At 63.7% G+C, this 12,339-nt stretch carries 14 protein-coding genes; 7 read left to right on the top strand and 7 right to left on the bottom strand.

Going from position 1 to position 12,339, the window contains the following annotated elements; genetic code table 11:
• Nucleotides 1-5: 5 nt before the first annotated feature.
• A complete protein-coding gene (locus AC07SZ_RS12600) occupies nt 6-1,025 on the top strand; it encodes a LacI family DNA-binding transcriptional regulator (protein ID WP_494914717.1) in 1,020 nt (339 codons plus the stop codon).
• Nucleotides 1,026-1,040: 15 nt separating this feature from the next.
• Here the strand turns inward: AC07SZ_RS12600 and AC07SZ_RS12595 are convergent, their stop codons facing one another.
• The 4 genes from AC07SZ_RS12595 to AC07SZ_RS12580 all read right to left on the bottom strand — a co-directional run bounded on the left by AC07SZ_RS12595 (nt 1,041) and on the right by AC07SZ_RS12580 (nt 5,430).
• A complete protein-coding gene (locus tag AC07SZ_RS12595; RefSeq protein ID WP_494914455.1) occupies nt 1,041-1,835 on the bottom strand; it encodes an inositol monophosphatase family protein in 795 nt (264 codons plus the stop codon).
• Nucleotides 1,836-2,014: 179 nt separating this feature from the next.
• On the bottom strand, nt 2,015-3,016 hold the full coding sequence (locus AC07SZ_RS12590; RefSeq protein ID WP_494914454.1) for an LLM class flavin-dependent oxidoreductase: 1,002 nt from the start codon (nt 3,014-3,016) through the stop codon (nt 2,015-2,017).
• A gap of 69 nt (nt 3,017-3,085) precedes the next feature.
• A complete protein-coding gene (locus tag AC07SZ_RS12585) occupies nt 3,086-4,255 on the bottom strand; it encodes an AI-2E family transporter (RefSeq protein WP_172371344.1) in 1,170 nt (389 codons plus the stop codon).
• A 113-nt stretch (nt 4,256-4,368) separates the two neighbouring features.
• Nucleotides 4,369-5,430 carry an LLM class flavin-dependent oxidoreductase gene (locus tag AC07SZ_RS12580; protein WP_494914453.1) on the bottom strand — a complete coding sequence of 354 codons (1,062 nt, stop codon included), beginning with the start codon at nt 5,428-5,430 and terminating at the stop codon, nt 4,369-4,371.
• A gap of 221 nt (nt 5,431-5,651) precedes the next feature.
• On the opposite strand from AC07SZ_RS12580, the gene AC07SZ_RS12575 reads away from it, so the two are divergent.
• A complete protein-coding gene (locus AC07SZ_RS12575) occupies nt 5,652-6,080 on the top strand; it encodes a DUF6481 family protein (protein WP_065005444.1) in 429 nt (142 codons plus the stop codon).
• 144 nt (nt 6,081-6,224) lie between these two features.
• Here the strand turns inward: AC07SZ_RS12575 and sugE are convergent, their stop codons facing one another.
• Nucleotides 6,225-6,539, bottom strand: coding sequence for a quaternary ammonium compound efflux SMR transporter SugE (sugE, locus tag AC07SZ_RS12570; protein ID WP_056570253.1), 315 nt, complete (start codon nt 6,537-6,539; stop codon nt 6,225-6,227).
• Nucleotides 6,540-6,746: 207 nt separating this feature from the next.
• The gene (locus tag AC07SZ_RS12565) at nt 6,747-6,872 is read right to left on the bottom strand and encodes a hypothetical protein (protein WP_081294966.1); all 126 of its coding nucleotides are present in this window, start codon (nt 6,870-6,872) and stop codon (nt 6,747-6,749) included.
• Nucleotides 6,873-7,085: 213 nt separating this feature from the next.
• Here AC07SZ_RS12565 and AC07SZ_RS12560 point away from each other — a divergent pair, with 213 nt between their 5' ends.
• The 4 genes from AC07SZ_RS12560 to AC07SZ_RS12545 all read left to right on the top strand — a co-directional run bounded on the left by AC07SZ_RS12560 (nt 7,086) and on the right by AC07SZ_RS12545 (nt 10,345).
• On the top strand, nt 7,086-7,895 hold the full coding sequence (locus tag AC07SZ_RS12560) for a transglutaminase-like domain-containing protein (protein WP_056568407.1): 810 nt from the start codon (nt 7,086-7,088) through the stop codon (nt 7,893-7,895).
• A gap of 120 nt (nt 7,896-8,015) precedes the next feature.
• Entirely contained in the window at nt 8,016-8,969 is a 954-nt protein-coding gene (locus tag AC07SZ_RS12555; RefSeq protein ID WP_056568404.1) for a cation diffusion facilitator family transporter, read from the top strand.
• A 77-nt stretch (nt 8,970-9,046) separates the two neighbouring features.
• Nucleotides 9,047-9,451 carry a GFA family protein gene (locus tag AC07SZ_RS12550; protein ID WP_494914452.1) on the top strand — a complete coding sequence of 135 codons (405 nt, stop codon included), beginning with the start codon at nt 9,047-9,049 and terminating at the stop codon, nt 9,449-9,451.
• An 81-nt stretch (nt 9,452-9,532) separates the two neighbouring features.
• Nucleotides 9,533-10,345 carry a class I SAM-dependent methyltransferase gene (locus tag AC07SZ_RS12545; protein ID WP_494914451.1) on the top strand — a complete coding sequence of 271 codons (813 nt, stop codon included), beginning with the start codon at nt 9,533-9,535 and terminating at the stop codon, nt 10,343-10,345.
• 88 nt (nt 10,346-10,433) lie between these two features.
• On the opposite strand, the gene AC07SZ_RS12540 is transcribed toward AC07SZ_RS12545, so the two are convergent.
• A complete protein-coding gene (locus AC07SZ_RS12540; protein ID WP_494914450.1) occupies nt 10,434-11,705 on the bottom strand; it encodes a DNA recombination protein RmuC in 1,272 nt (423 codons plus the stop codon).
• Nucleotides 11,706-11,808: 103 nt separating this feature from the next.
• Between AC07SZ_RS12540 and def the strand changes: the two genes are divergently transcribed.
• Nucleotides 11,809-12,339, top strand: coding sequence for a peptide deformylase (gene def / locus AC07SZ_RS12535; RefSeq protein ID WP_056573548.1), 531 nt, complete (start codon nt 11,809-11,811; stop codon nt 12,337-12,339).

The raw sequence follows: 12,339 nt of genomic DNA, 5'->3' as shown, positions 1-12,339 counted from the left end.
CGACCATGCTGCATGTGGCGGAAGCGGCGCGTGTCTCGGTCGCCACCGTGTCGGCGCTGATCAACGGCACGGCGACCGTCAGCCCCGAACTCAGCCAGCGCATCGAGCAGGCGATCCGCGATATCGGCTACAAGCGCAATGCGATCGCCCGCAGCCTGAAAATGGGCACGACGCGCACCATTGGCCTGACCGTGCCGCACATCACCAATCCGTTCTTCACCGATGTCGTCTCGGTCATCCAGCAGGCCTTCGACCGCGCCGGCTATGCCGTCATGCTTTGCTGCACGGACGAGGATCTGAACACCCAGGACGACCAGATCAGGCTCTTGCTCGACCGCATGGTCGACGGGCTGATCGTGGCGCGTGTCGGCGACGGCGCGATCCTCAAGGGGATCGTCCACGACGCCAATGTGCCGGTCGTGCTGCTGGACCGCATCTGCGAAGGCGTCGATACCGACGCGGTGGTGCTCGACAACCAGCGCGCCGTGTTCGACGCCATCACCTACCTGATCAATCTTGGCCACCGGCGCATCGGCTACATCACCGGCACGTCCGATATTTCGCCCATGCACGACCGCATGACCGGATACAGCGAGGCGCTTCGGGCGGCCGGCCTGCCGGTGGCCGAGGAACTGGTTCGCTCCGGCAATTTCCATGAGATCGACGGCTATAACGCGACCATGCAGCTGCTGTCGCTGCACAATCGGCCAAGCGCGATCTTCTCGGCCAACAATCCGATGGTGATCGGCACCATGAAGGCGATCCGCGACATCGGCCTGTCCTGCCCGGAGGATATTTCGGTCGCCTGCTTCGACGATTTTCCGTGGTCCGACGTGTTCCAGCCGCAACTGACCACGGTGGCGCAGCCGGTGCAGGCGATCGGTGAACAGGCGGCCAATCTGCTGCTCGACCGCCTTGCCGGCAACCGGGACGCGCCGCCGCGCAAGCTGGTGCTCAAAGGCCGGCTGATGATCCGCAATTCGTGCCGGCCGCTGGGAGCAATCGCCCAGAGCGCGAGTGCCTGAACGACGCGTGTTGGATCAGGGCTTGAACACCCCGTAACAAAGCGCCTGCAGTTTCGAAAAGACGCCCTTGCCGCCTGATATGACCTGTGTCCCGCTTTGCAGCACCGTCGCGCGATCCGCCTTCAGAACGGCACCGCCGGCTTCCTCGATCAACAGCATGCCGGCCAGGCAGTCCCAGGCGTTCATGTGCTCCTCCACATAGCCAAGCAGCCGGCCCGAGGCCACATAGGCCAGCATCAGCGCGCCGGACGCGTTGCGGAAGAAGACACCGCCTTCGGCGAGGATCTTCTTGATCAGCACGGCGATGTTCTCGGCTTCGGCCCGATTCGAGAAGCCGGTCCCCACCGACCCTTCTTCCAGGCTGGTCGCCGCGCTTGCCTTGATCGGCCGGCCGTTGACGAAGGCGCCACCGTCGCGCCTGCCGTGAAACGTCTCGCCGGTCGACGGCTCGTGGATGACGCCGACGACCGTCTCCCCATCCCGCGCGCAAGCGATCACCACGCACCAGGCCGGAATGCCGCGCACGAAATTGGCGGTGCCGTCGATGGGGTCGATGACCCAGACATGGCCTGTCGAGCCTGCGACCGAGGCATGCTCCTCGCCGACGATGCCATCTTGCGGATAGTCGGCGGCGATCGCGGCGCGGATGAACAGCTCGACCTCACGGTCGGCTTGCGAGACCAGGTCCTGATGGCCCTTGCTCTCGATGGTCAGGCTCTCCAGATCGCGGAAATATCTGAGCCCGAGGTCACCGGCGCGCCGCGCCAGATCGATGGCAAACCGCTCGCGCGCTTCATGGTCGTTTTTCAAGGGAAGTTTCCGATCCGTGGAGGGAAACCCGCCCATAGCAAAACGGCGGTGCCTGCAACAGTGCCTGCCAGGCAGGTTCCGTAAAAAGTGTCCCGCGGTTTTGCGGCAAGAACCCGCGGCAAACAAAGAAACCTAGGCAGACGACGCGTTGGCGAAGCCGGCGGAGTCCGCTCGGAACATCAGGCCGCCTGCAAAAGCGATTTGTGAGCCTCAGCCAAGATCTCGAAGGAGCGCACCCGCGCCGCGTGATCAAAGATCTGCGCGGTGACCATCAGCTCGTCGGCACCGGTGCGGCGCACGAAGGCGTCGATGCCTTGCCGCACCGTTTCGGGAGAGCCGACGACGGCGCAGGACAGCGCCTGGCCGAGCATTGTCTTGGCCATCGGGTCCAGATCGCGGTCATAGTTCTCGACGGGCGGCGCCAATTTTCCCGGCCTGCCGGTGCGCAGGTTGACGAAGGCCTGCTGCAGCGAGGTGAACAGCAGACGCGCCTCGGCATCGGTAGGTGCCGCGAAGACATTGAGGCCGAGCATGACATGCGGCTTGTCGAGCTGCTCCGACGGCTGGAAGCGGGAGCGGTAGATGTCCAGCGCATGATCGAGCTCCGCTGGCGCGAAATGCGAGGCAAAGGCGTAGGGCAGGCCAAGCATGGCGGCGAGCTGCGCGCCATAGAGGCTCGAGCCGAGGATCCAGATCGGCACGGTCTGGCCTTCGCCCGGCACGGCGCGCAGGCGCTGGCCTTCCTCCGCGGGGAGGAAATAGCCCATCAGTTCGACGACATCCTGCGGGAAATTGTCAGCACCGGCTTCGAGGTTGCGGCGCAAAGCGCGCGCGGTGTTCATGTCGGTGCCGGGGGCCCGGCCGAGCCCCAGATCGATGCGGCCGGGAAACAGGGCCGCCAGCGTGCCGAACTGCTCGGCGATCACCAGCGGCGCATGGTTGGGCAACATGATGCCGCCGGCCCCGACGCGAATGGTTTTGGTGCCGCCGGCGACATGAGCGATGACCACCGATGTGGCGGCGCTGGCGATACCCGGCATGTTGTGATGCTCGGCCAGCCAGTAGCGCTTGTAGCCCAGCCGCTCGGCATGGCGGGCAAGATCGAGCGAGTTGGCCAGCGACTGCGAGGCATCGCTGCCTTCGACGATCGGCGACAGGTCGAGAACGGACAGTTCGGTCATGCGTTGGCATCCTGTGTAGAAACCGCATGTAGGATGCACCTGGCGAGGCCGCAAATTCAAAAATATTGATCAGCCCTTCGCCGGCTCGGTGTCGGCGGCATCATCGTCCCCCACCACACCGTTCTGCTGCGCGGCGAGAAAATTGCCGACATGGCCGAGCCCCTCGAAATGGTCGCAGAACACCTTGATGACGACCAGCAGCGGCACCGCCATCAAGGCGCCGACGAAACCCCACAGCCACGACCAGAAGGCAATGGCGATGAAGATCGCCACGGCGTTGATCTCCAGGCGCCTGCCGACCACCATCGGCGTCACGAACTGGCCCTCGACGACGTCGCAGAGCAGCACGAAGGCCGGCGCCAGAAGCGCGTAAGAGATGGTGTCGAAGCTGATCAGCGCCATCACCGCGACCAGCACGATGGTCAGCAGCGCGCCGACATAGGGCAGGAAGTTGAGCAGCGCGGCGGCCACGCCCCAGACCAGCGGGTTGGGCATGCCGAGCGCCCACAGGCCAAGGCCGATGACCGTGCCGAGACCGGCATTGATGATGGTGACGGTGAGCAAATAGTGCGAGATCTCGCGCTCGACGTCATAGACGACACGCAGTGCCCGCTTCTTTTCCGTGAGGCTGGCGAAGGACTGGATGATCTTCTCGTAGAACATCGTGCCCGAGGCGAGCAGGAACAGCGACAGCACGAAGATGATGGTGAGGCTGGTTCCCGCCGCCAGGATGTTGCTGGCGGCCGCCGATAATATGCCGGACTGGGCCACCGCCACCTTCTGGATGCCCGGCTCCTGCGAGGTCTCGGTCATTTGCTCGATCTGATGCGAGACCTGCATGATCCTTTCCAGCGGACGCCGCAATTGCGCCAGCCGCTCGGTGAGCTGCTGGCCGATCGACGAGGTGTTGTTGAGGAGATCGATCACCGGGCCGCTGAGCAAGTAGCCAGCGCTTGCGAACACACAGATGGACAGCAGCACGAGAAGCGTCGCCGAAACCACTTCAGGGATGCCGCGCTTGCGCAGCAGCCGTACGATCGGCGTCAATGTCAGCGCCAGCAGGAACGCCAGGATGACCGGCATGAAGAAGGCGCGGCCGAAGTAGAGCGCATAGACGGTCATGAAAATGAAGATGCCGACCAGCAGCGTACGCATCAGATGCGTATCGGCACGCGCCACGGCGCGCGCTTCGGCCGCTTCGGCAACGCCCGCGCCCAGCGCCTCGGATTCGGCTTTCATCTCGGTCCCTCAGCGGTGCACCGCAATTGGTGCGATCCGTCGACCGAAAACGCTGGCGCGGCTTCAAGGTTCCGTTAGCCGGCAGGGCCCGAGAAGCCGGCCCTGCCGTTGGCTTATGCCACCGGAGCAGCCACCGCCGGCGCGGATTTCTCCGTCTCCTTGCGCACGATCGGCGCCACCCTGGTGCCGTAGAGCTCGATCGCCTTCATGATCTTGGCATGCGGCATGGTGCCGATCGCCATCTGCAGCAGGAAGCGGTCATTGTTGAAGATCTTGTGCTGGGCGACGATCTTTTCGGCCACCTGCTCCGGGCTGCCTACGAACAGGGCGCCGTTCGGACCACGTGACTGGTCGAAATGCGCCCGCGACGTCGGGCCCCAGCCACGCTCGCGGCCGATGCGGTTCATGACCTCCGCCTGCGGGCCGTAGAAATCGTCGGCCGCCTGTTCGGTGGTGTCGGCGATGAAGCCATGCACGTTGATGCTGGTGGCGAGACCGGCCGGGTCACTGCCGGCCCGCTTGGCGGCCTCGCGGTAAAGGTCGAACAGCGGCGCGAAGCGCGCCGGCTCGCCGCCGATGATGGCGAGCGCCAGCGGCAGGCCGAGCGCGCCGGCGCGGGCGGCCGACTGCGGCGTTCCACCAATCGCGATCCAGATCGGCAGCCTGTCCTGGAACGGACGGGGGTATACGCCACGATCGTTGATCGCCGCGCGCAGGTTGCCGGACCATGTGACTTTCACCTGATCGCGGATGGCAAGTAGCAGATCGAGCTTTTCGGCGAAGAGCTCGTCATAATCCTCGAGATTATAACCGAAGAGCGGAAAGGATTCGATGAACGAGCCGCGCCCGGCCATGATCTCGGCACGGCCGCCCGACAGAAGATCGAGCGTGGCGAACTGCTGGAAGACGCGCACCGGATCGTCCGAGGAGAGCACGGTGACCGCGCTGGTCAGCTTGATGCGTTTGGAGTGCTCCGCCGCGGCCGCCAGGGCCACGACTGGCGCGGAGGCTGCATAATCGGGCCGGTGATGTTCGCCCAGGCCAAAGACGTCGAGGCCGACCTGGTCGGCCAGTTCGATCTCCTCGATCAGGTTGCGCAGCCGCTCATGCGGCCCGATGGCGCCGGGACCCGGCTGCGGGCTGACGTCGGCGAAAGTGTAGAGACCGAGTTCCATGTGATGTCATCCTGGTGTTGGGTTTTGGCGTTAGAGGTAGCGAGCGATACGCCTGGCCGCCAGAGGTCTGGACAGTGAACAGTGCATGTCGGTTTGGGTGGGAAAAGGCGTCTCCCGGCTGCAACATCGCGGAATTTCATGGCTGGCATACCGTTTTGGCGCTTGAACTCTCGGCATTCGCGCGTATGTAAGCCTCGCGAATTGACTTCAGGGAAGTGGACTTGGCTATCTACAGGGAAAAAGACATTTTCGAGCGGCGCAACGCCGCGAACGAGGCAAAGAAGGCGCTTCTGGAGCGTTTCAAGTCAAAGCCGGCGGCAGATGATCCTGCGGTGCTGGCACGGCAGGCCGAACGCAAGGCAATCCTTGAGGCTCGCGCGATACGCGAGGCTGAAAAGGCCAGGCTGAAGCAGGAAAAGCTGGCACGCGAGGCAGCCGAGAAGGCTGAGCGCGAGGCAGCGGCCGAGGCGGCGCGCGTTGCCGCGGAAGAAGCAGCCCAGGCCGAAGCCAAAATTCGGGAAGCCGAAGAGACCGAGCGCATTGCCCGTCTGCTCGCCGACGAGGCAGAGCGAAAGGCCAAGCGCGACGCACGCTATGCGGCCCGCAAGGCGCGTACCGGCAGAGCGCCTCCCGGTTTCTCCGCCCGCTAGCAGCTTCGGCGCAGCCACGTTTGAATATTGGATCAGGGTCGCCTTGCAGCGGCCCTGAATGTGTTTGCGCGAAAGTAGGGCTTTGGCCTTCGAGGATGCGTATCGTTGTCCCAAAGCCGTTTGGCGCCTTTGGGCGACGTGCAGTCAAGCCGCGAACTTCAGCCCCATGATGCCGCAGACAATCAGCGCGATGCAGGCAAGCCGGATCGCCGTGGCGGGCTCGCCGAGCAGCCAGATGCCAAGCAGCGCCGTGCCGACCGTGCCGATGCCGGTCCACACCGCATAGGCGGTGCCGACGGGAAGCGCCTTCAGCGCCAGGCCGAGCAAGGTAAGGCTGACGATCATCGACGCGACCGTGAGCACGGTCGGGACAAGCCTGGTGAACCCATCAGTGTATTTGAGACCGATCGCCCAGCCGATTTCGAACAGGCCGGCGAAAAACAGAAAAATCCAAGACATCGGGAACGCTCCATCCAGCATCGGATCGGAAATACAATCCGATCCTCAGATCAACAATGGGCGGGTCGTCCCGACCTGATTTTTGGGAGAAGCACGGGGTCGTCCCCGCGCCAAGGATATAGGGTTTTCCAAAAGCCCGATCAACACCCGCCGGCGGCATTGCCGAATGCCGCCGGTGAGATCCCACCGCGCCGGCCTTGTCGAGGCCTACTTCTCCTTGATGCGCATCGCCTTGACTGGCGGCGCCTTCAGGACGGGAGCGGCTGCCGGCTTCTTGGCGTCCTTCTTCGGCTTGCGGGCTTCCTTGCCTGCCTTCATCGCACCTTTAGCCATGATTCGTTCCTCCAATTGCGGGGAGTGAAGTGAAACAAGAGAAACGCTTCGCTGCAAGGGGGCAGCGCCTGTCAGGAACTGCCGGTCGGCCGCTTTCAACCGGTTTCTAATTTACTCGTAAACCACGGCGGTCCGTGCCATTCTCATCTTCGCACTGCAGCATCGACCCGCGCATTCGCCGGGTGATCGTCAGGCAGGCCGGTCAGGACGACAATGCGGATCCATATCGGCTGCGAGATGAGTTTCGACTTCCCGCAGGAAACGCCGCTTATCGCGATGCTCAATGTCCACTATTCCCGCGCTTCCGATCTCGAGCGCCCGGATTTCTTGACATCGAACCCGCCGGTGCCGATCGAGAGCTACCGCGACAGTTTCGGCAATTGGTGCAACCGCTTCGTTGCGCCGCCCGGACGGTTCACATTCGGCACCGATGCCGTCATCGGCGCGCCCGGCACATTCGAGATGAGCGAGCTGATGGCCTGGCAGCACGAGGTGCGCGACCTGCCGGCGGAAACGCTGCTGTTCCTGTTGCCCAGCCGGTTTTGCGAGAGCGACCTTCTGGCCAGCGAGGCATGGCGGCTGTTCGGCCATACGCCGCTCGGCATACCGCGCGTGCAGGCGGTGTGCGATTTCGTCCACAACCACATCGTCTTCAACTATGGCAACGCGCGGCCGACGCGCACCGCGGCGGAAGCCTATCGCGAGCAGAGCGGCGTGTGCCGCGACTTCGCGCACCTCGCCGTGACCTTCTGCCGGGCGCTCAACATCCCGACACGCTACTGCACCGGCTACATCAGCGATATCGGCATGCCGAAACCGTGGTCGAGCATGGATTTCGCCGCCTGGATGGAAGTCTATCTCGGCGGGCGCTGGCACGTCTTCGACCCGCGCAACAATGCACCGCGCATCGGTCGTATCCTGATCGCCTCCGGACGCGACGCGGCGGATGTGCCGCTGACCCATATTTTCGGACCGGGAACACTGGCCGGCTTCAAGGTGTGGACCGACGAAATCGTCGAATAGTCACCGTTCCGCGCCAATCCCAGGCAAATCGCGTCTGAACGACCCGGCCGTTGGCGCGTTGTGGTGGAGCTTCGGCCATCCGGCCGTTAGACTGGGCGCGTTAAACGGGAACCAAACTGCATGGCCGGCCATGGCGGCTCCAAAACGGTCATCTATGCCGCGCTCGCCGGCAATCTGGCGATCGCGCTGACCAAATTCGCCGCCGCCTTCTTCACCGGCAGTTCGGCGATGCTGTCGGAAGGCGTCCACTCGCTGGTCGATACCGGAAATGGCGGGCTGCTGCTCTACGGCATGCACCGGGCCGCGCGCCCGGCCGACCGCACACATCCGCTCGGCCACGCCCGCGAGCTCTATTTCTGGAGCTTCATCGTCGCGCTTCTGGTTTTCGCGCTGGGCGCCGGCGTGTCGTTCTACGAGGGCATTGTCCACATCATGGCCCCGGAGCCTGTCGCCAATGTCAAGGTGAACTATGTCGTTCTGGGCCTCTCCTTCCTGTTCGAAGGCAGCTCATGGCTGGTGGCGCTGAAGGAATTTCGCCGGGAGAAGGGCAAGCAAGGCTGGCTGCAAGCCGTGCAATCGAGCAAGGACCCGAGCGTCTATACGGTGCTGTTCGAGGACAGCGCGGCGCTTCTTGGCTTGATCGTGGCCTTTGCCGGCATATTGGCGGCGGAGTTGCTGGAGATGCCGGAGCTCGACGGCGCCGCCTCGATCGGCATCGCGCTCATCCTCGGCGCGACGGCGATTTTCCTCGCCCGCGAAAGCAAGGGCCTGCTCATCGGCGAACCGGCATCCCTCGAGGTGCAAGGGAAAGTGCTGGCAATCGCCCAGCAGGATCCGGCGGTGCAGCGGGCGAACGGCGTCCTGACCGTCCACATGGGACCGCAAGAGATCGTCGCGGGGTTGAGCATCGAATTCGAGGATCATCTTACCGCGCCGGAAATCGAGGCCTGTGTCCAGCGCATCGAGACGCGGCTGAAGGAGGAGATGCCGGAGATCACGCGGCTGTTCGTCAAGCCGCAGACCACGGGCACCTGGGATCAGCGACGCAAACAGATCGAGGCCGCGTCGAACTAGTCGTGGACCAGCACTGCACCGTTGGCCGCACCGCCTGGCGCCGCTAAGATCAGCCGATCGATTTCGGAGGAGCAACAATGAAGATCGACGGCGCGTGCCATTGCGGTGCCATCACCTATGAAGCGGAGGTCGACGCGGAAAAGACCTCCATCTGTCACTGCACGGACTGCCAGCAACTGACCGGTACGGCCTTTCGCGTCACCGTTCCCGCGCCCGAGGATCATTACCGGATCCCCAGGGGCACGCCAAAAATCTATATCAAGACCGGATCGAGCGGCGCCAAGCGCGCCCAGGCATTTTGCGGCGATTGCGGCTCGCATCTTTATGCGACGTCTGTCGGCTACGGCCCGAAGATCTATGGGATCCGAGCGGGGACCGCGCGGCAACGCGAGGATCTGATCCCGACACAACAGAAGTGGCATCGATCGGCTCTGCACTGGCTTCCGGAATTCGAAGGAATAAGCATCGTGGAAGAGCAGTAGCACCTGCCTCCGCGCCGAAAGCCGCCCAGGACAACAATTATGTGCTAGCCTGGCTCGACATCAAACAGGCGGGTGATAGCCATGTTGGAAACGGACAAGTTGTTTGCCGGCTCGATCCCGGAAAACTACGACCGCTATATGGTGCCGTTGATTTTCGAGCCGTTCGCCGCGGATCTTGCACAACGAGCGGCATCCTTTTCGCCGAGCGCCGTTTTGGAAGTCGCCGCGGGCACCGGGGTTGTCACCCGCGCATTGGCGCCAAGACTGTCTCCTGACGCAAGCTATGTCGTTACCGACCTCAACCAGCCGATGCTCGACTATGCCGCTTCGCGACAAGCTCCCGACAGCCGCATCCAATGGCGCCAGGCCGATGCCATGGCGCTGCCGTTTGAAGATGCGACCTTCGATCTCGTTTGCTGCCAGTTCGGCGCGATGTTCTTTCCCAGCCGCCCCTCCGCCTACCGCGAGGCAAGGCGGGTGCTGAAGCCGGGCGGACACTTTCTGTTCAACGTATGGGATCGCATCGAAGAGAATGTGTTTGCCGATGATGTGACGAATGCCCTGGCCAGGATCTTTCCCAGCGATCCACCACGCTTTCTGGCCCGCACGCCGCACGGCTACCACGATACGGCATTGATCCGCGGAGACCTTGAGGAGGCGGGTTTCTCCGGTGTGGCGATCGAGACGAGGGCCGAACAGAGCCGCGCGCCCTCGCCGCGCATTCCGGCGCTTGCGTATTGCCAGGGAACGGTGCTTCGCACCGAAATCGAGGCCAGGGATCCGGGAAAACTCGACGCCGCAACGGACCATGCCGCGTCAGCGATCGCGGCCAGGCATGGCAGCGGTGCGGTTGCCGCCAAGATTCAGGCCCACGTCATCGTCGCCGTGGCCTAACGCAATTCCAGGAAAGGTGTGGGCGGTCTTCCTGGGAAAAGCGCGTAGCGCTTTCCCCGGGGAATTGCGTCAAGATCAAACAATCCGCTCAGTCGTCGCCTTCGACGACCCGCAGCCTGAGCTGCCCGGTCTTAGAATCGGCAACGCGCGGGCCGGGGTCGAGTTTCGCGGCCGGTGCCCGGGACGGCGTCTCCGGGCCTGCATCGCCTTCGGCCTGCGCACCGAACTCCAGCGCCTCGATCTTCTGGCCGCGCTTGGTCACTTTCGATGTCGAGACGAGGATGTCCTCGATATCCTTGGCCGACTGGCCGAAATGGCCCTGCAGCTTGCGCACGCGCTCGTCGACGCGCGCGACATCTTCCATCAGCCGGATCACTTCGCCCTGGATCAGATGCGCCTGTTCGCGCATGCGGGCGTCCTTGAGGATCGCCTGGATGACCTGGATCGACAGCATCAGCAGCGACGGCGAGACGATGACAACGCGGGCGCGGTGCGCCTTGTGGACGATCGCCTCGAAATTCTCGTGAATCTCGGCGAACACCGATTCCGACGGCACGAACATGAAGGCGGTGTCCTGCGTTTCGCCCTGGATAAGATACTTCTCCGAAATATCGCGGACATGGATCTCGATGTCGCGGCGGAAGGCCTGGGACGCGACCTTCTGCAGGTCGGCGCCATCGGCGGCGCGGATGGCATTCCAGGCTTCCAGGGGAAACTTGGCATCGATGGCCAGCGAGGGCGCGCCGTTCGGCATCTTGACCAGGCAATCGGGCCGGCTGCCGTTCGACAGCGTCGCCTGGAATTCATACGCGCCCATCGGCAGGCCGTCGGCGACGATCGCCTCCATGCGCGACTGGCCGAAGGCGCCACGCGTCTGCTTGTTGGAAAGGATGGCCTGGAGCTGCACGACCTGGCCGGCAAGCGACTGGATGTTGCCTTGCGCGGTATCGATGACCGCCAGCCGTTCCTGCAGTTTGGCCAGGCTCTCATGCGTGGATTTGGTCTGCTCGGTCATGGTCTGGCCGATGCGGCCGGTCATGGCGTCGAGGCGCTGGCCGATCGACTGCGTCAACTCCGCCTGACGCGCGCCGAACACTTCGGCGATGGCGCCCATGCGGCCCTGCATCTCAGCCTGGCTTTGCAATATGCCGGCCATCCGCGCCTCGGCGTCGCGGGCATGGTCGGCGGCTTCCGCGGCCGCGACGGCACGCGCCTTGGCCGACCGCCACAGCGCGACGACCAGAGCCACGAACAGGCCGAAAAACAACAAGGCGCCGAAGGCCAGAGCGTGGCCGAGCGTGATTGTCGAGGCGCCGAGCCGGGCGACGGGCTGCGAAAGGATGGTGCTCAGATCATTCATGTGGACAGCATAGCCGATTCGTGGGGCTGGCACAGATCAAAACGTGAACGAGACTCAGGTCCAACGGTTGACGCTTTTCGCTGGACGTCTTACGTGGGACGCCATGCCGATCAAGCCGCTCATCATCCTTCCCGATCCCATCCTGCGCCAGGTTTCGAAGCCCGTGGAGCGCGTGGACGCGCCCTTGCGCAAACTGGCCGACGACATGCTGGCGACAATGTATGACGCGCCCGGCATCGGGCTGGCGGCAATCCAGATCGGCGAGCCGTTGCGCATGCTGGTAATCGACCTTGCCAAGGAAGACGAAACGCCGGCACCGCATGTCTTCATCAATCCGGAGATCCTCGAAAGCGCCGATCAGCGCTCCGTCTACGAGGAAGGCTGCCTGTCCATCCCCGACTATTACGCCGAGGTCGAACGCCCGGCTTCCGTTCGGGTGAAATATCTCGACCGCGACGGCAAACTGCAGGAGATGGAGGCCGAGGGTCTGATGGCGACCTGCCTGCAGCACGAGATCGACCATCTCAACGGGGTGCTGTTCATCGACCACATCTCGAAGCTGAAGCGCGACATGGTGGTGAAGAAATTCAAGAAGCTCGCCAAGGACAAGGCGCCGGGCAAGCTGGTGGGATAG

It is taken from the genome of Mesorhizobium sp. GW821-FHT07A06, assembly GCF_059419085.1.
This window is presented reverse-complemented; position numbering and strand designations above follow the sequence as displayed.

What these genes read in the sequence shown, in the direction of transcription:
- sugE (WP_056570253.1), bottom strand. Translation starts at nt 6,539, where the DNA reads ATGTCTTGGATTTTTCTGTTTTTCGCCGGCCTGTTCGAAATCGGCTGG.
- AC07SZ_RS12555 (WP_056568404.1), top strand. Translation starts at nt 8,016, where the DNA reads ATGGCCGGCCATGGCGGCTCCAAAACGGTCATCTATGCCGCGCTCGCC.
- AC07SZ_RS12540 (WP_494914450.1), bottom strand. Translation starts at nt 11,705, where the DNA reads ATGAATGATCTGAGCACCATCCTTTCGCAGCCCGTCGCCCGGCTCGGC.
- AC07SZ_RS12585 (WP_172371344.1), bottom strand. Translation starts at nt 4,255, where the DNA reads ATGAAAGCCGAATCCGAGGCGCTGGGCGCGGGCGTTGCCGAAGCGGCC.
- AC07SZ_RS12565 (WP_081294966.1), bottom strand. Translation starts at nt 6,872, where the DNA reads ATGGCTAAAGGTGCGATGAAGGCAGGCAAGGAAGCCCGCAAGCCGAAG.
- AC07SZ_RS12560 (WP_056568407.1), top strand. Translation starts at nt 7,086, where the DNA reads ATGCGGATCCATATCGGCTGCGAGATGAGTTTCGACTTCCCGCAGGAA.
- def (WP_056573548.1), top strand. Translation starts at nt 11,809, where the DNA reads ATGCCGATCAAGCCGCTCATCATCCTTCCCGATCCCATCCTGCGCCAG.
- AC07SZ_RS12590 (WP_494914454.1), bottom strand. Translation starts at nt 3,016, where the DNA reads ATGACCGAACTGTCCGTTCTCGACCTGTCGCCGATCGTCGAAGGCAGC.
- AC07SZ_RS12550 (WP_494914452.1), top strand. Translation starts at nt 9,047, where the DNA reads ATGAAGATCGACGGCGCGTGCCATTGCGGTGCCATCACCTATGAAGCG.
- AC07SZ_RS12545 (WP_494914451.1), top strand. Translation starts at nt 9,533, where the DNA reads ATGTTGGAAACGGACAAGTTGTTTGCCGGCTCGATCCCGGAAAACTAC.
- AC07SZ_RS12580 (WP_494914453.1), bottom strand. Translation starts at nt 5,430, where the DNA reads ATGGAACTCGGTCTCTACACTTTCGCCGACGTCAGCCCGCAGCCGGGT.
- AC07SZ_RS12600 (WP_494914717.1), top strand. Translation starts at nt 6, where the DNA reads ATGCTGCATGTGGCGGAAGCGGCGCGTGTCTCGGTCGCCACCGTGTCG.